General features: G+C 72.5%; 17 protein-coding genes. 7 read left to right on the plus strand and 10 right to left on the minus strand.

The window, feature by feature from the left end; translation table 11 throughout:
* Window positions 1-7: 7 nt before the first annotated feature.
* A complete protein-coding gene (locus tag ACIBK9_RS40980; protein ID WP_397164279.1) occupies window positions 8-772 on the minus strand; it encodes a cytochrome d ubiquinol oxidase subunit II in 765 nt (254 codons plus the stop codon).
* Window positions 773-782: 10 nt separating this feature from the next.
* On the minus strand, window positions 783-1,952 hold the full coding sequence (locus ACIBK9_RS40985; RefSeq protein ID WP_387669868.1) for a cytochrome ubiquinol oxidase subunit I: 1,170 nt from the start codon (window positions 1,950-1,952) through the stop codon (window positions 783-785).
* A gap of 89 nt (window positions 1,953-2,041) precedes the next feature.
* Here ACIBK9_RS40985 and ACIBK9_RS40990 point away from each other — a divergent pair, with 89 nt between their 5' ends.
* On the plus strand, window positions 2,042-2,401 hold the full coding sequence (locus ACIBK9_RS40990; RefSeq protein WP_397164280.1) for a helix-turn-helix transcriptional regulator: 360 nt from the start codon (window positions 2,042-2,044) through the stop codon (window positions 2,399-2,401).
* On the opposite strand, the gene ACIBK9_RS40995 is transcribed toward ACIBK9_RS40990, so the two are convergent.
* Entirely contained in the window at window positions 2,393-3,076 is a 684-nt protein-coding gene (locus tag ACIBK9_RS40995) for a permease prefix domain 1-containing protein (protein WP_397164281.1), read from the minus strand. The genes ACIBK9_RS40990 and ACIBK9_RS40995 overlap by 9 nt on opposite strands.
* A gap of 104 nt (window positions 3,077-3,180) precedes the next feature.
* Between ACIBK9_RS40995 and ACIBK9_RS41000 the strand changes: the two genes are divergently transcribed.
* Genes ACIBK9_RS41000 through ACIBK9_RS41010 form a run of 3 tightly spaced genes read left to right on the plus strand, consistent with a single transcriptional unit; the run spans window position 3,181 to window position 4,281 of the window.
* Window positions 3,181-3,534: a VOC family protein gene (locus tag ACIBK9_RS41000; RefSeq protein ID WP_387669864.1), complete on the plus strand. Its 354-nt coding sequence runs from the start codon at window positions 3,181-3,183 to the stop codon at window positions 3,532-3,534.
* Window positions 3,531-3,857: a metalloregulator ArsR/SmtB family transcription factor gene (locus ACIBK9_RS41005; RefSeq protein WP_358293072.1), complete on the plus strand. Its 327-nt coding sequence runs from the start codon at window positions 3,531-3,533 to the stop codon at window positions 3,855-3,857. The genes ACIBK9_RS41000 and ACIBK9_RS41005 overlap by 4 nt, the downstream gene beginning before the upstream one ends.
* On the plus strand, window positions 3,850-4,281 hold the full coding sequence (locus ACIBK9_RS41010) for an SRPBCC domain-containing protein (protein ID WP_397164282.1): 432 nt from the start codon (window positions 3,850-3,852) through the stop codon (window positions 4,279-4,281). Before ACIBK9_RS41005 ends, ACIBK9_RS41010 begins: the two co-directional genes overlap by 8 nt.
* A 9-nt stretch (window positions 4,282-4,290) precedes the next feature.
* Here the strand turns inward: ACIBK9_RS41010 and ACIBK9_RS41015 are convergent, their stop codons facing one another.
* The 3 genes from ACIBK9_RS41015 to ACIBK9_RS41025 form a co-directional block, all read right to left on the minus strand.
* Entirely contained in the window at window positions 4,291-4,725 is a 435-nt protein-coding gene (locus ACIBK9_RS41015) for a calmodulin-binding protein (protein ID WP_397164283.1), read from the minus strand.
* 75 nt (window positions 4,726-4,800) lie between these two features.
* Complete coding sequence (locus tag ACIBK9_RS41020) at window positions 4,801-5,940, minus strand: hypothetical protein (RefSeq protein ID WP_397164284.1); 1,140 nt, start codon at window positions 5,938-5,940, stop codon at window positions 4,801-4,803.
* A gap of 85 nt (window positions 5,941-6,025) precedes the next feature.
* Window positions 6,026-7,396, minus strand: a complete 1,371-nt coding sequence (locus ACIBK9_RS41025) for a pentapeptide repeat-containing protein (RefSeq protein ID WP_397164285.1) — start codon at window positions 7,394-7,396, stop codon at window positions 6,026-6,028.
* A 106-nt stretch (window positions 7,397-7,502) separates the two neighbouring features.
* Between ACIBK9_RS41025 and ACIBK9_RS41030 the strand changes: the two genes are divergently transcribed.
* Together ACIBK9_RS41030 and ACIBK9_RS41035 are read left to right on the plus strand one after the other, a co-directional pair.
* A complete protein-coding gene (locus tag ACIBK9_RS41030; protein ID WP_397164286.1) occupies window positions 7,503-9,200 on the plus strand; it encodes an ExeM/NucH family extracellular endonuclease in 1,698 nt (565 codons plus the stop codon).
* Window positions 9,201-9,350: 150 nt separating this feature from the next.
* Window positions 9,351-9,725 carry a thioredoxin family protein gene (locus ACIBK9_RS41035; RefSeq protein WP_352351738.1) on the plus strand — a complete coding sequence of 125 codons (375 nt, stop codon included), beginning with the start codon at window positions 9,351-9,353 and terminating at the stop codon, window positions 9,723-9,725.
* Here the strand turns inward: ACIBK9_RS41035 and ACIBK9_RS41040 are convergent.
* Entirely contained in the window at window positions 9,691-11,133 is a 1,443-nt protein-coding gene (locus ACIBK9_RS41040) for an MFS transporter (protein WP_397164287.1), read from the minus strand. The two genes, ACIBK9_RS41035 and ACIBK9_RS41040, sit on opposite strands and share 35 nt — an antisense overlap.
* A gap of 26 nt (window positions 11,134-11,159) precedes the next feature.
* Here ACIBK9_RS41040 and ACIBK9_RS41045 point away from each other — a divergent pair, with 26 nt between their 5' ends.
* Window positions 11,160-12,011, plus strand: coding sequence for a LysR family transcriptional regulator (locus tag ACIBK9_RS41045; protein WP_397164289.1), 852 nt, complete (start codon window positions 11,160-11,162; stop codon window positions 12,009-12,011).
* Window positions 12,012-12,072: 61 nt separating this feature from the next.
* Here the strand turns inward: ACIBK9_RS41045 and ACIBK9_RS41050 are convergent, their stop codons facing one another.
* The 3 genes from ACIBK9_RS41050 to ACIBK9_RS41060 form a co-directional block, all read right to left on the minus strand.
* Complete coding sequence (locus ACIBK9_RS41050; protein WP_397164291.1) at window positions 12,073-12,840, minus strand: SAM-dependent methyltransferase; 768 nt, start codon at window positions 12,838-12,840, stop codon at window positions 12,073-12,075.
* 118 nt (window positions 12,841-12,958) lie between these two features.
* Window positions 12,959-14,296: a class II 3-deoxy-7-phosphoheptulonate synthase gene (locus tag ACIBK9_RS41055; RefSeq protein WP_352351730.1), complete on the minus strand. Its 1,338-nt coding sequence runs from the start codon at window positions 14,294-14,296 to the stop codon at window positions 12,959-12,961.
* Between the two features lie 68 nt (window positions 14,297-14,364).
* Complete coding sequence (locus ACIBK9_RS41060) at window positions 14,365-15,561, minus strand: FAD-dependent oxidoreductase (RefSeq protein WP_397164293.1); 1,197 nt, start codon at window positions 15,559-15,561, stop codon at window positions 14,365-14,367.
* Window positions 15,562-15,656 lie beyond the last annotated feature (95 nt).

Genomic DNA, 15,656 nt, shown 5'->3' on the forward strand with positions numbered 1-15,656 from the left:
GTGGCCTTCAGAAGAACGAGGGGAGCGGGATGGCGCCCTTACCTGGCCGGAAAGTCCGCCATACCCATACTTGCGCGCCCAGCATGATCGGCGCGAACGGCAACGCCATGACACTGAGCACATTCAACGTAGTCGCCGGCGCGCTGTGCTCCAGCAAGTACGGCATGGCCCCCGCCAGCAGGCCGATCGCGGGCAGCGCTGCCACCAGCCCGGACAGCAGCAGCGCCCGCCCCGACCGCACGGCCCCGAACGCTCCCGGCTCCCGCCAGGCCAGGAACGTCCACCCGTGGAAGGCGAACAGCAGCGTCACCAGCACGCCCAGCAGCACCCCGACCGGATTCACCGGCGAGGAGGCGAACCCGGTCGCGGCGGCGTGCAGCGCCATGCCCCACCCGAAGGACAACCCCAGCGACCCGAACGCGATCATCGCGTCCCAGAAGCCGCGCCACCTCGCGCCGTCCAGCCGCCGCCGGAACCACAGCCCGGCGTCGCGCACGATCCAGCTCAGCAGCATGGCCACCACCAGCGGGTACAGCCCGAACAGCACCTCGCCCTCCAGGCGTGGGTACACCCCGAACAGCGTCCCGGCCACCGCCACCAGCCACACCTCGTTGGCCAGCACGAACGGCGCCATCGCGGCCACCATGCGGTCGCGGTTGCCGCGCGTCCTGCCCAGCACCGGCAGCAGCAGGCCGACGCCGAGGTCGAAGCCCTCCAGGGCGAAGTACCCGGCCAGCAGCACCGCGAAGAACAGGAACCAGATCACTTCCATGTCAGCACTCCTAGTAGCTCAGCGCCGGGGCGGGCTCGGCGCCGGCCGGGACCGCCCCGAGGTCGAGGTCGCGCGGGCCGCGCCGGACGACCCGGGCGATGAGGACGTAGTCGACGACCGCCAGCAGCCCCAGCACGCCGGCGAACCCGATCAGCGAGGCCGTGACCATGCCCGAGGTCAGGCCGGGCGTCAGGGCGTCGGCCACGGTGAGCTTGTGCCAGACCATCCACGGCTGGCGGCCGATCTCCCTCGCCATCCAGCCCAGGATGGCCAGCGCGAACGGCACCGGGGTCATCACGATCAGCACGAGGTGCGTCCACCGCCAGCGCGGCAGCCAGTAGATGAGCGGCAGGAGCACGAACAGCAGCACGAACGCCAGGAGCTGGCCGATCTCGATCATGAGCCCGAGCGGCACCCCGGCGCCCGCGTCGCCGTCGAACTTGCCCTCCTGGACGCCGCCGAACTGCGCGTACCCGAAGCCCAGGGCCAGGAAGGCACCGACCGCCGCCACGCCGACCCCCGTGCGCAGCGACTTGGTGAAGAACAGCGTCTCGCGGGTGCGCCGCCGCAGCTGGTACGCGCTGGCCCCGGCCAGCACCAGGCCGCCGGTCAGCAGCCCCGCGCCGATGACGTGGGGGAAGGAGAAGACCAGCGTCTTGTTGGTGAGCAGGGCGCCGAAGTCGACCAGCTCCAGCCGGCCGTTCCTGACCACCGAGCCGGCCGGGTTCTGCAGGAAGGAGTTGGCGACCATGATGAAGAACGCGCTGGCGTACGCGGTCAGCGTCACCAGCCAGATGCAGGCCAGGTGCAGCCACTTGGGCAGCCGCCCCCACCCGAAGATCCACAGACCCAGGAACGTGGACTCCAGGAAGAAGGCCACCAGCGTCTCCATGGCCAGCGGCGCGCCGAACACGTCTCCGGCGTAGTGGGACAGCCCGCTCCACGACAGCCCGAACTGGAACTCCATCACCAGGCCGGTGACGATGCCCAGGGCGTAGTTGATGACGTAGATCTGCCCCCAGAACCGCGTCATGCCGCCGTGCAGCGCGCTGCCGGAGAGCACGTGGCGGGTGTGCATGAGCGCCACGACCGGCGCCAGCCCGAGCGTGAGCACGACGAACAGGAAGTGCAGGCTTCCCGTCACGGCGAACTGCGTGCGGGCGAGTTCGAGTACGTCCATTCGATCGACTCCGTTGTTGTGTCTACCTACATATAGGCAGCCTACATGTAGACTGGCTACATGGCGAACGGTTGTCTAGGATCAGGAGCATGAATCCAGACGCGCTGCGCGGGCACATGGACGCGTTGCTGCTCTCGGTGCTGGAGCGGGAGCCGCTGCACGGCTACGCGATCATCGAGGCGCTCCAGGAGCGCAGCGGGGGCGCGCTGAGCGTGCCCACCGGCACCGTCTATCCGGCGCTGCGGCGGCTGGAGCGGGTCGGCTACCTGGCCAGCGAGTGGGCCACGGTGGGCGGGCGCAAGCGGCGCACGTACCGGCTGACCGACCCGGGCAGGAAGCAGCTAGAAGGGGAGCGGTCGGCCTGGCGGGAGTTCACCAGCGTGATCGGCGGCGTGCTCCAGGCCGACACCCGGGCCGACGTACGGGCCGACGCGCGGGCCTCAGGCTGACGGGGCGGCGGTGGGTCGGCGGGTGCGGCTGACCCGCAGGCAGCGCGTGGCGCCGTAGATCTGCAGACCCCAGAACGCGGTCGTGACCAGGTTCGCCAGGAACGCGGGCAGGTAGCCGGTCATCGTGCCCGGCCCGGGCGGGCTGTAGGACAGCACGAGGCTCATGGCGCCACCGAGCGGCAGCATGCCCCACACGACGATGCCCAGCGACCTGGTCACCAGGTGCGGACGGCGGATCCAGCGCGCGCCCCGGCCCAGCGCCAGCAGGGCGAGGCCGCCGTACAGGCCGGTGGCGAGCTGGCAGATGTCGAGCAGCTTCGAGATCAGGTGGTACCAGGCCGGACGGCCCACCCACAGCGCCGGGTCGGCGGGGTAGGTGCGCCACACCATCGACCACATGAGCGCGGTCAGCGGGACGCTGATGAACAGCAGCAGGCCCAGCCGCCGCCCGGCCACGGCGGTCAGCTCGCTCTGGTAGCCGGGGGCGATCTCGGTGACTGGGCCGAACTCGGCGACCGCCAGCCGCTCGGCCTCGGCGCGGTCGAGGCCGTCGGCCTCCAGGGCGTCGGCGGTGTCGGACAGGCTGTCGCGGGCCTCGACGACCAGGTCGCGCTTCGCGCCGGACGGGCCGGAGAGCGCGCGATCGAGGTCGGCCACGTAGTCGTCGATCCGCATGATCCCAGTTTACGGAGTGAGCCGCCGATGGCCTATCAGGGAAGTCCCCGATATTTCACGCCGCGACTTGATATGTCGGAAAAATCCTACGTATAGTGTCCGACATGCTGATTTCCGGGATCCTCACCGTCACCGTGCCCGTCGCCGACCAGGCACGGGCGCTCGACTTCTACACCGGCGTGCTCGACTTCGAGGTGCGCACCGACAACCCGTTCCCCATGGGCCGCTGGCTCACCGTCGCCCCCAAGGGTGCGGCGACCACGCTCCTGCTGGCCTCCTGGTTCCCCGACATGGCCCCCGTCGGCGGACTCGTGGTGGCCGCGCCCGACCTCGACGCGCTGGCCGCCCGGCTCGCCGCGCACGACGTCGCCTTCGAGGGGCCGAGCGAGCAGGCGTGGGGACGCCAGCTCCTCTTCCAGGACCCCTTCGGCAACGGGTTCGTGGTCAGCCAGGCATGACCGCCGACCACGTCTTCACCGCGCTGGCCAGCCCGGCCCGGCGCGAACTGCTGCGCCTGCTGCTCCAGGAGGGCCCCCAGCCCGCCGGACGGCTGGCAGAGCGCTTCGACATGAGCCGGCCCAGCGTCTCGGAGCATCTCAAGGTGCTCAAGGACGCCGGGCTCGTGGCCGAGGCCCGCAAGGGGCGCGAACGGCACTACCAGCTGGAGGCCGAGCCGCTCATGGAGATCCGCGACTGGCTCACCCCGTACGAGAGGTTCTGGCGCGAGAAGCTGACCGGCCTGTCCGCACTGCTCGACGAGATGGAGGAAGAGGATGGCTGAGGACCGGACCGCGATCAGGCTGGACGAGTTCCTCAAGCACCCGCCGGCCAAGGTGTGGCGGGCGCTGACCGACCCCGAGCTGATGGCCCGCTGGCTGATGCCCAACGACTTCCGGCTGGAGGTGGGCCACCGGTTCACCTTCACCACCCAGCCCAGGAAGGCGGTGGGGTTCGACGGCACGGTCCACTGCCGGGTGCTGGAGTTCGAGGAGGAGAAGCTGCTGCGGATCAGCTGGAGCGACCGCAAGCAGGCCGACTGGACGGTCACCTGGCGGCTGGTGCCGGAGGGCCGGGGGACCCGGCTGTTCCTCGACCACGAGGGCTTCGACCCCGACGACCCCACCCAGCAGCTCTCCCGCCGGATCATGGGCGGCGGCTGGCCCCGGCACTTCGCCGTCATCGGCGACCTGGCCGCCGCCCTCTGAGCCGGGCTCCTACATGGCCGGGAGCTCGCGGGTCAGGCGCGAGCTCCACGGGCACCAGTGGCCGCCCGGCAGGAACGCGCCGCCCGCCTCGTCGAGGTGCTCCTCCACGTACGTCATGCTCGCGTCGCAGACCTCGATGGCCATGTCGAAGAAATTGATCGTCTCGGGCTGCAGGTGGTAGCTCCACCGGGCGTTGTAGGCGACGGGCCGCTTGACGATGCGGCCGTGCACGTGCGGCCGCTCGTCGGTGGCGCCGGACAACAGGTCGCGGGCGTGCCGGATGGAGGCGGGGTCGGTGAGCTGCATGACGAACCGGGACCGGCCGTCGGTGTCGGTGAACTCGAAGTACGCCTCTCCGGCCGCCTGGGCCGGGACGGCTCCCGCCGCGGCGAGCAGGACGACGGACGCCAGCACAGCGCTGATCTTGGTGACGATGCGGGGCACGGGGGACACCTCCGAAACTGTCGGCCGCACTCTGCGGCCCGTCACTCAAAGTAATCGAGTGAATGCGCAAAGTCACTAGGACGGAAGCCGGAGATGGGCCATGACCTGCGCGGCCACCTCCTGCGGCGGCCGGCCGTCGGTGTCCAGGCGCACGTCGCCCGCCCCCGCCCGGTCGAGGGCGGCGGCCTCCCGCGCCGCCCGCCCGGCCACGGCCCGCAGGGCGTCCGGGCCGAGCCCCCGCAGCTCGTCGCCGGGCATCGCCGGGCCGCCTCCCCGGCCGCGCAGCAGCACGCGTTCCAGCAGCGTGGCGGGGGAGGCGTGCAGCCGGAACACGGTCGGGGTCAGGCCGGGGAGCAGGGTGGTGCAGGCGCGGACGGTCTCGTCGGAGTCCGCTCCGCCGGAGACGACCAGGCATCCGGCCCCGGCCGCCCGGTACCCGTCCCACAGCGCGGCCAGGCCGTGCGCCCTGAGCCGGCGGCTCTCCTCCTCGGTGGACGGGCGCAGCGCGGCGATCTGCCGCAGATCGACGTAGGCGGCCCGGACGCCCAACCGGTGGACGCGGCTGAAGACCTCGTAGCCGACCGTCGACTTCCCCGCCGCCGTCGCCCCCGAGAACCACACCAGGGGAACCGGCACGCCGGAACCGACACCCCCGCCCGGATCGGCCGGGGCGGGCGCCGGCTCGGTGGCGGGGACGGGCGGCGGCCAGCCGCCCAGCCGGTCGAGCACCAGCCGGGCCGTCTCGGCCACCGTCCGGCCGCCGGTGTCCACGCACAGGTCGGCGTACCGGCTGCGGTCCTGCTCGACGGCCTCGGCCACGGCCGCCTCCACCAGGTCCGGACGCCAGCCCCGCCCCAGGAACCGCTCCCGCAGCTCCGCGTGCGGCACCCGCAACCGGCACACGGTGAACGCCGCGCCGGGCAGCAGCGCGGTGTACTCGCCGACCTCCTCGGGCGTGTCCACGAACCCGGCCAGCACCAGGCAGCGCATCCCCGCGCGCCGGAACCCGGGCCACAGGGCCGCCAGGTTGCGCGCCCGCAGGCGATGCGTGCCGCCCTCCGGCGCCGGATGGCACAGGGCGATCTGGTCGGCGTCGAGGAACGCCGTCTTGACGCCGCTGCGGCCCAGCCGGTCGAAGATCTCCCACCCGGCCGAGGACTTCCCGGCGCCCGTGGGGCCCGTCAACCAGAGCAGCGGCAGCGGATCGGTACTCACCGGCGCGACCCTAGCGAGCCCGGTCCGCCGCCTGCCACCGCATTTCCGCCCGCCCGCCCGTCGGCGGGCGGACGGCTCGGCCCGGCTACTGGTGGAGGACCGGGTTGTGGTGGACCGCCTGGCGGGCCGCGTGCGAGGTGGAGCTCCACAACACCGCCGCCGCGGTCAGCGCCGCCAGCAGCGTGCACCAGGCCACCGCGCGTCCGAGCCGCATGCCGTACCCCCACAGCAGCCACGACAGCGACAGCCACCAGTGCTCACCGGCCCGGCGGCGCATCTCCATGGCGGCGAAGGCGAAGTCCGCCGAGGTGTCGCGGTCCTCGATCCGGCCGCGCAGCTCGGCGTAGAGGGCGGCCAGCAGGTCGGGGGTGGTGGGCGAGCCGCCGGAGGCGTCCCAGCCGCGCAGGGCGTGCTCGTCGGCCAGCGCGCTGCGCCGCGAGATCCAGCGCAGCATCGGACGGCGCAGGCTGACCCGCACGCCGCGCGGCGTGAGCGCGAACGTGCAGTTCCTGACCCGCACCCCGGCCGGGTGCGTGAGCCCGGCGAAGCCGCAGCCCGACAGGTCGAGGCCGGTCAGCGTGAGGCTGGCGGCGTCCACCTGGCGCAGCGAGCTCAGCATCGACAGGCCCTTGCCGGTCACCGAGGCGGGCCCGTGCAGCACGGCGCCCTCCAGGTCGGCGCTGGAGTCGGTCAGCCGCACGGTGGCGGCCCCGAAGACCTCGGCCCGCCGCAGGTCCACCCCGCAGCGCGCGACCGTCACGTCGAGCAGGCCGTCGGCGCGGGCGCGCGCGGCCGAGAGCCTGCCGGAGGCCGACAGGTAGGCGTCCCCGGCGAAGTGGGCGTAGTCGAACCCCGCCTGCCCGCGCACCTTGCGGAAGGAGAGCGTCCGGCCGAACCTGGCCCCGCGGAACGTGGCGCCGGTGCCCAGGCGGGCGTCGTCGAAGGTGGCGTACCCGTCGAACCGGGCGCCCTCGCAGGAGAGCCCGTGCTCGAAGACGGCCTGGCCGAACAGCGCGTCGCGGGACATCACGGCCCGGTCGAGCGAGACGTGCCCCCGGACGCGTACGCCGTGGAAGGACAGCTCGCGCGTGAACCTGGCCGCCGCCAGCGACACGTTGCCCTCGAAACGGGCCCCGAAGAAGGAGGCGAGCCGCTCGAACCTGGCTCCGTCGAGCGACACGTCCCCGGCGAACGTCACGCCCGACAGCCTGACGTCGCCGGTGAACCTGGCCCGGTCGAGCCGGGCGCGGCCCGGTCTGCAACTCGTCGCCTCCAGGACCCGCGACAGCAGGTCGCCGTTGACGGTGGTGCCGCGGAGGTCGAGCAGCCTGCCGGGGGACAACCGGGCGAGGACGGCGGGCAGGTCCTCGGCCGGCAGATGCGCCAGGCACAGGCCGGACGGCTGTTGGGCGATTCCGGGGCAGGCAGCAGAAAACGCGCAGGTGACCCAGTCCATGCACTGGTCATACCCGCGTGCCGCCAATGTCAAGGTTCGATGATTTAATGTTCTATCCACTTTTGTGTGGAAATATGCGGTCAATAATCCCTCTAAAGTGCCGGTCATGCGCGTTTTATCCCGAGCAGCACTCGCTGCCCTTGTGGCGGGCGCCCTGACCGCCACCCCGGCCCTCGCCGACACGGCGGCGGCGCCCTGTGACACCCCGGCCGACCGCCGCGTCGCCGAGGTGCAGGGCAGCGGCGACACCGGCCCCCTGACCGGCCAGACCGTACGGGTCGAAGGCATCGTGACCGGCGACTTCCAGCGGACCGACCAGCTCAGCGGCTTCTTCCTCCAGGACCCGCGGCCGGACGCCGACCCCAGGACCTCCGAGGGCCTGTTCGTCTTCGCCCGCGAGTCCGTCAAGGACGTCAAGACCGGCGACCGCGTCCTGGTCACCGGCAAGGCCACCGAGTTCAACGGCTGGACCGAGCTGTCCCCGGTCACCGCCGTGGACGTCTGCGGCACCGGGAGCGTGGCGGCGCAGCCGTACACGCTGCCCCCGGCCGCGGACGGCCTGGAGGCCGTCGAGAACATGCTGCTCACCTTCCCGCAGCCGCTCACCGTGGACGACAACTACAACCTGGGCCGCTTCGGCGAGGTCACGGTGTCGGCGCACGGCCGGCTGTACCAGCCCACCGACCGGCCCGGCGTGGACCCCGCCGCCGACACGCGCCGCTCGCTGCTCATCGACGACGGCTCCAACCGGGAGAACCCGGCGACGCTGCCGCCCGTCACGCGGGCGGGCACCGTGGCCGCCGGCGTCACCGGCGTGCTCGGGTACGGCTTCGGCGAGTACCGCCTCCAGCCCACCCAGCCGATCGCCTACCTGGACGCCAACCCGCGCACGCCGCGCCCCTTCCCGGTGGTGGGCAACGTGAAGGTGGCCTCGTTCAACACCCTCAACTGGTTCACCACCATCGGCTCGCGCGGCGCGAGCAACGCCAACGAGCAGCAGCGGCAGCTCGCCAAGCTGGTGGCCGCGCTGAAGGGCCTGGACGCCGACGCGGTCGCCCTCATGGAGGTCGAGAACAACGGCCAGACCGCGCTGCAGGCGCTCGTGGACGCCGTCAACGCCGAGGTCGGCGCCGGCACGTACGCGGCCCTCAGCCACCCCCACCCCGGCACGGACCTCATCCAGGTCGGCCTGATCTACAAGCCGGGCAAGCTCACCCCGGTCGGCGAGACCAAAGCCTCCCAGGACCCGGTCTTCAGCCGTCCGCCGCTGATCCAGACCTTCCGCAGGAAGGGCGGCGGCCAGCCGTTCACCATGATCGTCAACCACCTCAAGTCCAAGGGCAGCTGCCCGGCCGACGGCCCCGACGCCGACCAGGGCGACGGCCAGAGCTGCTGGAACCCCACCCGCGTCAAGCAGGCGCAGGCGCTGCTCGGCATCATCGGCGACCAGGACCTGCCCAACCCGCTGGTGCTCGGCGACCTCAACGCCTACGGCGAGGAGGACCCGATCGACACGCTGGAGGCCGGCGGCCTGACCAGCCTCACCAAGCGGTTCGTGCCGCAGGCGCAGCGCTACAGCTACCTGTTCGACGGCCTGGCCGGCGAGCTCGACCACGCCTTCGCCGGCAAGCAGCTGCTCAAGCGGGTGACCAGCACCACCATCTGGCACATCAACTCCGACGAGCCGCGCATCCGCGACTACAACACCGAGTTCAACCCGCCCGGCCTCTACCAGCCGGACGCCTACCGCTCCTCCGACCACGACCCCCTGGTGATCGGCCTGACCCTGCCCGGCGGCCACTGACCCGTGCGGAAGGCGCGGCCCGCGGGCCGCGCCTTCCGGCGTCCCGGATCGCCCGCCGCAGCGGGGTTGCGGGCCCTCAGAGCATGGAATGCTGGTGGGGGGTACGTGGTTGACACGGTTGCAATTTCACCGAAGAGCGAGGAGCCACTTGTGGCGACCATCGAAGTAACAGAGAAGAACTTCAACGACATCGCCGACAAGGGCATCGTGCTGCTCGACTTCTGGGCGACGTGGTGCCCGCCGTGCAAGAAGTTCGGGCCGATCTTCGAAGCGGCCTCCGACAAGCACGACGACATCACCTTCGGCAAGATCGACACCGACGCCGAGCAGGCGCTCGCCCAGGGCTTCGACATCACCTCGATCCCCACGCTGATGGCCATCCGCGACGGCATCGTGGTCTTCGCCCAGGCCGGCGCGATCCCGGCCCCGGCCCTGGAGGACCTCATCCGCCAGGTCCGCGCCCTCGACATGGACGCGATCCGGGCCGAGCTCAGCGAGGAGCTGAAGAACGCCGAGCAGAACTGACCCCGGCGGGCCCCGCCGGCACGGCGGGGCCTTCGCGTCGCCCGGCCCGCGCCAGGGCGGCGGCCAGCGGGAACAGCGCGATCACCACGAGCGTGCCGGGCAGCCCGGCCAGGCGTGACAACGCACCCGCCACGCCCAGCCCGATCCCGCCGCCGACGAAGAACGTCAGGTTCAGCAGGCCCATCGCGCCGCCGCGCCGCTCCACCGGGAAGCTCGCCGACATCCGGGCCGTGATCACCACCTGGGCCAGCGAGAACGCCGGGAACCCGAGCGAGGCGGCCACCACCAGCAGCACCGCGGCCCACCCCGCCGGCCCGCCGTGCCCACCCGGCCCGCCGATGAGCGCTCCGGCGAGCCCCGCCGCGACCAGGCAGAGCGCGAACGCCGCGGCCACCGCGGGCAGCAGCCACGACCGGGTGCCCGCGATCCTGGCCAGCACCACGCCCACCAGCGCGCCCGGTAGCAGCCAGGCGCCGATCGCCGGCACGCTCCACCCGTGCACCCCGGCCAGGAGCTGCGGGGCGGCCCACATGGTGGCGAACAGGCCGCCGTACACGCCGACGCCGATCAGGGCGGCCCCGCGGAAGACGCGGTCGGCCGGCAGGTCTCGCGGGACGAACCCGCCCGCGACCGTACGGGTGCGCCGGACCAGCGCGGCCCCCGCGAGCACCGCCACCACCCCGGCCAGCGCCGCGACCGGCCAGGTCAGCCCCAGGTTGGCCGACTGGACGAGCACGAGGAACGCCGACACGCCCGCCGCCAGCAGGCCCGCGCCCACGACGTCCACCCGGCCGCCCGACCCCGCCCGCCGCGCCACCGGCAGGCAGAACGGCACCGCCACCAGCGCCAGCGCGGGCAGCGCGAGCGTGAGCCGCCACGACAACGCCTGGGTGACCAGCCCGCCGGCCAGCGTCGCGCCCGCCGAGAACACCGCCATCGCGCTGCCGAACCAGGCCAGCACCGCCTGACGGCGCTCCGGCTCGGCCGTCGCCGCCAGGTTCAGCGCGACCGCCGACAGCGCGCCCGACCCGGCCGCCAGCACCGCCCGCGCCGCCACGAGCGCGCCCAGCGACGGCGCCACCAGGCAGGCCAGCGCCCCGAGCGCCAGCACCGCCGAGCCGAGCAGCAGCGTGCGGCGCACCCCCCACGCGTCCGACAGACGCCCGAACAGCGCCGTCCCGATGCCCAGCGCCAGCGCGTGCGCGGTCAGCACCCACACCACCGCGCCAGGACGCGCCCCCAGTGCGGCGGCGACGTCCGGCAGGGCGACCCCGGCCGCCGTGACGCCGAACACGGCCGGGCCGAAGAGCGCGCCCAGCCTGATCCCGATCGATCCACTCCCGTTCATGCCGGCCAGTCCATCGCGGGAAGAGCGGGCGAACCAGGAGACGTTCTCCTGGACAGTCATCACCGATCATGATGAATGGAGACACAGTGGAGCTGCGGCAGCTCGCCTACTTCGTCGCCGTCGCCGACGAGGGCGGTTTCGGCCGGGCCGCCGAGCGGCTGCACATCGTGCAGCCCGCGGTCAGCCAGCAGGTGAGCAGGCTGGAACGCGAGCTGGGCGCCCGCCTGTTCGACCGGTCGACCCGGCACGTGCGGCTGACTGAGGCGGGGGAGCGGCTGCTGCCCGAGGCCCGCGAGGTGCTCGCCGCGGCCGAACGGGCCCGCCGCGCGGTCACCGGCCATCTGGCCGAGGCCACCCTGCGGCTCGGCGTGTCCGCCGCGCCCGGCACCCGCCTGTACCCGATGCTCGACCGGCTCGACCCCGGCCTGCGGGTCCGGCTCGCCAAACAGGGGCTGGCCGAGCGGCTGGCGGCGGTGCGCTCCGGCGACCTGGACGCCGCGCTGGTGCGTCTGGTGGACGCCGCGCCCGGCCTGGAGTTCTTCCCCGCCTGGACCGAGCCGCTGGTCGTGGCCCTGCCCGCCGCCCATCCGCTGGCCGGCTCCGGCACGCTCAGCCTCGCCCAGCTGGGCGACCTGCCCGTACGGCTCGCCCCCCGCGAGCGCAACCCGCCCTTCCACGACCTGGTCACCGGGGCCCTGGCGCGGGCGGGCGTGGACCCGCCGCGCGGCCCGGCCTTCACCGGCCTGCACGACACGCTCATCGACCTGGCCTCGGGCCCGCCGTCGTGGACGCTGTTCTACCCGGTCTTCGACGAGCTGCCGCCGATCCGCGGCGTGGCCTACGCCGGCCTGGACGAGCCCGAGGTGCGCACCTACCTCGCCGTGCCGGCCGGGCCGCCGACGGCCCGGGTGCGGCAGCTCCTGGCGGCCCTGCCCTGACCGCGCCCCTCACCGGGCCCCTCATCGCGGCCCTCACCGGGGGCCGCGATCCGGGTGTGCGTCAGGGCTTGCGGGCGACGCCGACGTAGCCGACGTCGGTGCCGTTCGTCAGGGCGGGCGGCTCGGTGGGACGCCAGTCCTGGGGGAAGACCAGGCCGGGGTCGGCCAGCTCGTAGCCCTCGAAGAAGGTCAGGATCTCCTTGTCGGTCCGCAGGCTCAGCGCGGCCGTGGCCTGGTTGTAGACCTCCAGCGCCTGCGGGGTGGTGTCGGGCCTGGCGTCGATGGCATGGCTGATCACCAGGTGACTGCCGGGGGCGCTGACCTCGCGCAGCCGGGCCACGATGGGGTGAGCCTGCTCGTCGGGGATGAAGTGCAGGATCGCCAGCATGAGGAAGGCCACCGGCTGGTCGAAGTCGACCAGCGCGCCCAACTTGTCCAGCAGGGTGTCCACCTCGCGGATGTCGGCCTGCAGGATGTCGACGTTGTCCGTACGGGCCAGCAGCGCCCGGCCGTGGACGCACACCACCGAGTCGTAGTCGACGTAGACCACGCGGGCCTCGGGCGCGATCTCGTGCGTGTTGCCCTGGGTCGGCAGCCCGGCGCCCAGGTCGACGATCTGCCGTACGCCCGAGTCCACCAGATGCCGCACGGCCCGCTGCAGGAACGCCCGGTTGGCGCGGGCGGCCTCCTTGGTGTTGGGGAACACCTTGAGGATCTGCTCCGCCGCGGCGCGGTCGGCCGCGAAGTTGTCCTTGCCGTCGAGGTAGTAGTCGTACATCCGCGCGACGTTGGGGACGTTGGGGTCGACCCCCTCGGGGGCACTGTCCACGATTTCTCCCGAAATTTCGGTCCTTCGGGTGATCATAGCCTCGCCGACCACGCCCGCACTGGAATTCGGTTCGGTTGTCCGCGCGGCGCGTCACGAACACGCGCCGCGCGGAACCGGCTCAGCCGCGGTACAGCTCGGCCACGCGGAAGGCGAGGTCGAGGGACTGGCCGCGGTTGAGCCGCGGGTCGCAGGCCGTCTCGTAGCGGGTGCCGAGGTCGCCCTCGACGATCTCGTGGCCGCCGCCCACGCACTCGGTGACGTCGTCGCCGGTGAACTCGATGTGGATGCCGCCCGGGTGGGTGCCGAGCGCGCGGTGGACCTCGAAGAACCCGGCCACCTCGTCGAGCACGTCGTCGAAGTGGCGCGTCTTGTGCCCGCTCGGCGCCTCGAAGGTGTTGCCGTGCATCGGGTCGCAGATCCAGGCCACCTGGGCGCCGGCGGCCGTGACCTCCTTGACCAGGGTGGGCAGGTGCTCGCGGATCTTGGACGCGCCCATCCGGGTGATGAACGTGAGCCGGCCGGGCTCGTTGTCCGGGTTGAGCTTCTCGATCAGCGCGAGCGCCTCCTCCGGCGAGGTCGTCGGCCCGAGCTTGACGCCGATCGGGTTGCGGATGCCGGCGAAGAAGTCGACGTGCGCGCCGTCGAGCTGACGGGTGCGCTCGCCGATCCAGACCATGTGCGCCGAGACGTCGTAGGGCAGGCCGGTGCGCGAGTCGATGCGGGTGAGCGCCCGGTCGTAGTCGAGGATGAGCGCCTCGTGGGAGGAGTAGAACTCGACCGTGTGGAACTCCTCGGGCTCGGCCCCGCAGGCCCGCATGAAGGCCAGCGCCTGGTCGATCTCGCGGGCCAGCTGCTCGTAGCGGCGCCCGGCGGGCGACTCGGCCACGAAGTCCTGGTTCCAGGCGTGCACCTGGCGCAGGTCGGCGTAGCCGCCCTTGGTGAAGGCGCGCGCCAGGTTGAGCGTCACCGCCGAGGAGTGGTACGCCTTGAGCAGCCGCCACGGGTCGGGCTCGCGCGACTCGGGGGTGAACTCGAACCCGTTGACCATGTCGCCCCGGTAGGCCGGCAGCTCCACGCCGTCGCGGATCTCGGTGCCCTTCGACCGCGGCTTGGCGAACTGGCCCGCCACCCGGCCGATCTTCACGACCGGCACCTTCGCCGCGTAGGTCAGCACGATCGCCATCTGCAGCAACGTCTTGAGCTTGTTGCGCACGTTGTCGGCGGTCGCGCCGGAGAAGGTCTCGGCGCAGTCGCCGCCCTGCAGGACGAACGCCTCTCCGCGCGAGACGGCCGCCAGCTGCCTCTTGAGCTGGTCGCACTCGCCGGCGAAGACGAGCGGGGGCAGGCCGCCGAGCTCGGCGACGACCTTGTCGAGCTCACCGCGATCGGGCCAGTCGGGCTGCTGGGCCGCGGGGAGGGCTCGCCAGGAATCGAGATCCACGAGATTGCTGCTCACGAGATACGAGGGTATTCCACTGACCCGGCCCCACCGACCCTCTTGTCCACGTTGTGAGAATGCATTTATCAGCTTTCGGGAGACTTCACATGCTCAGGCAGCACCCCGAGGCCGATGAAACGCCGCGGCAGCCGGTTGAACAGCGGAATTCTGGTGAGGTCACGCGGCATCCTGGACGCGTCGAACCGCCGCCCCAGCGCCGGCGTGATCACCTGGTTCTGCACCAGGCGCTGGGCCGCCTGGGTGACCCGCGTGGGCAGCATGCGCCGTCGTTGCAGCCGGTGCAGGACGGACTCCGGGATCGGCAGGCCCGCGGCGAGCGGCGCGGCCAGCAGGTTGGCGGCGGCCACCGCGTCCTGGACGGCCAGGTTGATGCCCACCCCGAACACCGGCGACATGGCGTGCGCGGCGTCCCCGATGCACAGGAACCCCGGGCGGTGCCAGCGGCGCAGCCGGTTGAGCGCGACCGTGAGCACGCTGACGTCGTCGAAGCCCTCGATCTGCCCGACCCGGTCGGCCAGGTACGGCAGCAGCGTGGCCACCGGGCGCCTGAGGGCGTCGATGCCCTGCCCGGTCAGCCGCCCGAAGCCGCCCTTGGGGATCAGGTAGGCGAGCTGCCAGTAGGTCTCCCGGTTGATGGCGACCATCATGTGGCCGCTGGAGATGCGCAGGAACGTGTCGTCGGGGTCGTCGTCGTGCCGGGGCAGGCGGAACCAGACCACGTCCATCGGCGCGTGCAGGTCCTGCGGGACCAGGCCGGCGCGGGCGCGCAGCGCCGAGTGCCGCCCGTCGGCCGCCACGGTCAGCGTGGCCCGCAGCTCGTGCTCGCCGGACGGGTCGCGGTAACGCACCCCGCGCACGGCCCCGCCCTCGCGGATCAGGTCGTGGCCCTCGGCGTTCATCAGCAGCCGGAAGTTCGGGTACGCGCTCGCGGCCGTGGTGACCAGCTTGAGGAAGTCCCACTGGGGCACGAACGCGATGTAGTCGTAGCCGCCCGGCAGGCCGCGCAGGCTGGCGAGCCTGATGTCGCCGGTGTCGGTCACCAGCCGCAGCTCGTGGGCCTTGCGGTGGGGCAGCTTCAGGAAGTCCTCCGCCAGGCCGAGCTCGGCCAGCACGCGCAGGGTGGAGGGGTGGATCGTGTCGCCGCGGAAGTCACGCAGGAAGTCGGCGTGCTTCTCCAGCAGCGTGACCTCGACGCCGGCCCTGGCCAGCAGCAGTCCGAGCACGGCCCCGGCGGGACCGCCTCCGGCTATCACACAAGTCATAATTCATCACCCAATGAGATTGTGTCACGTCCCCGGAAATGAGCAAGCCCCCGCGCCCCTCCGACGTGCCGGAGGGGCGGTGGGAGGGGGTGGGG

Origin of the sequence: Nonomuraea sp. NPDC050227 (assembly GCF_044459705.1) — a bacterium.
GTDB lineage: Bacteria > Actinomycetota > Actinomycetes > Streptosporangiales > Streptosporangiaceae > Nonomuraea.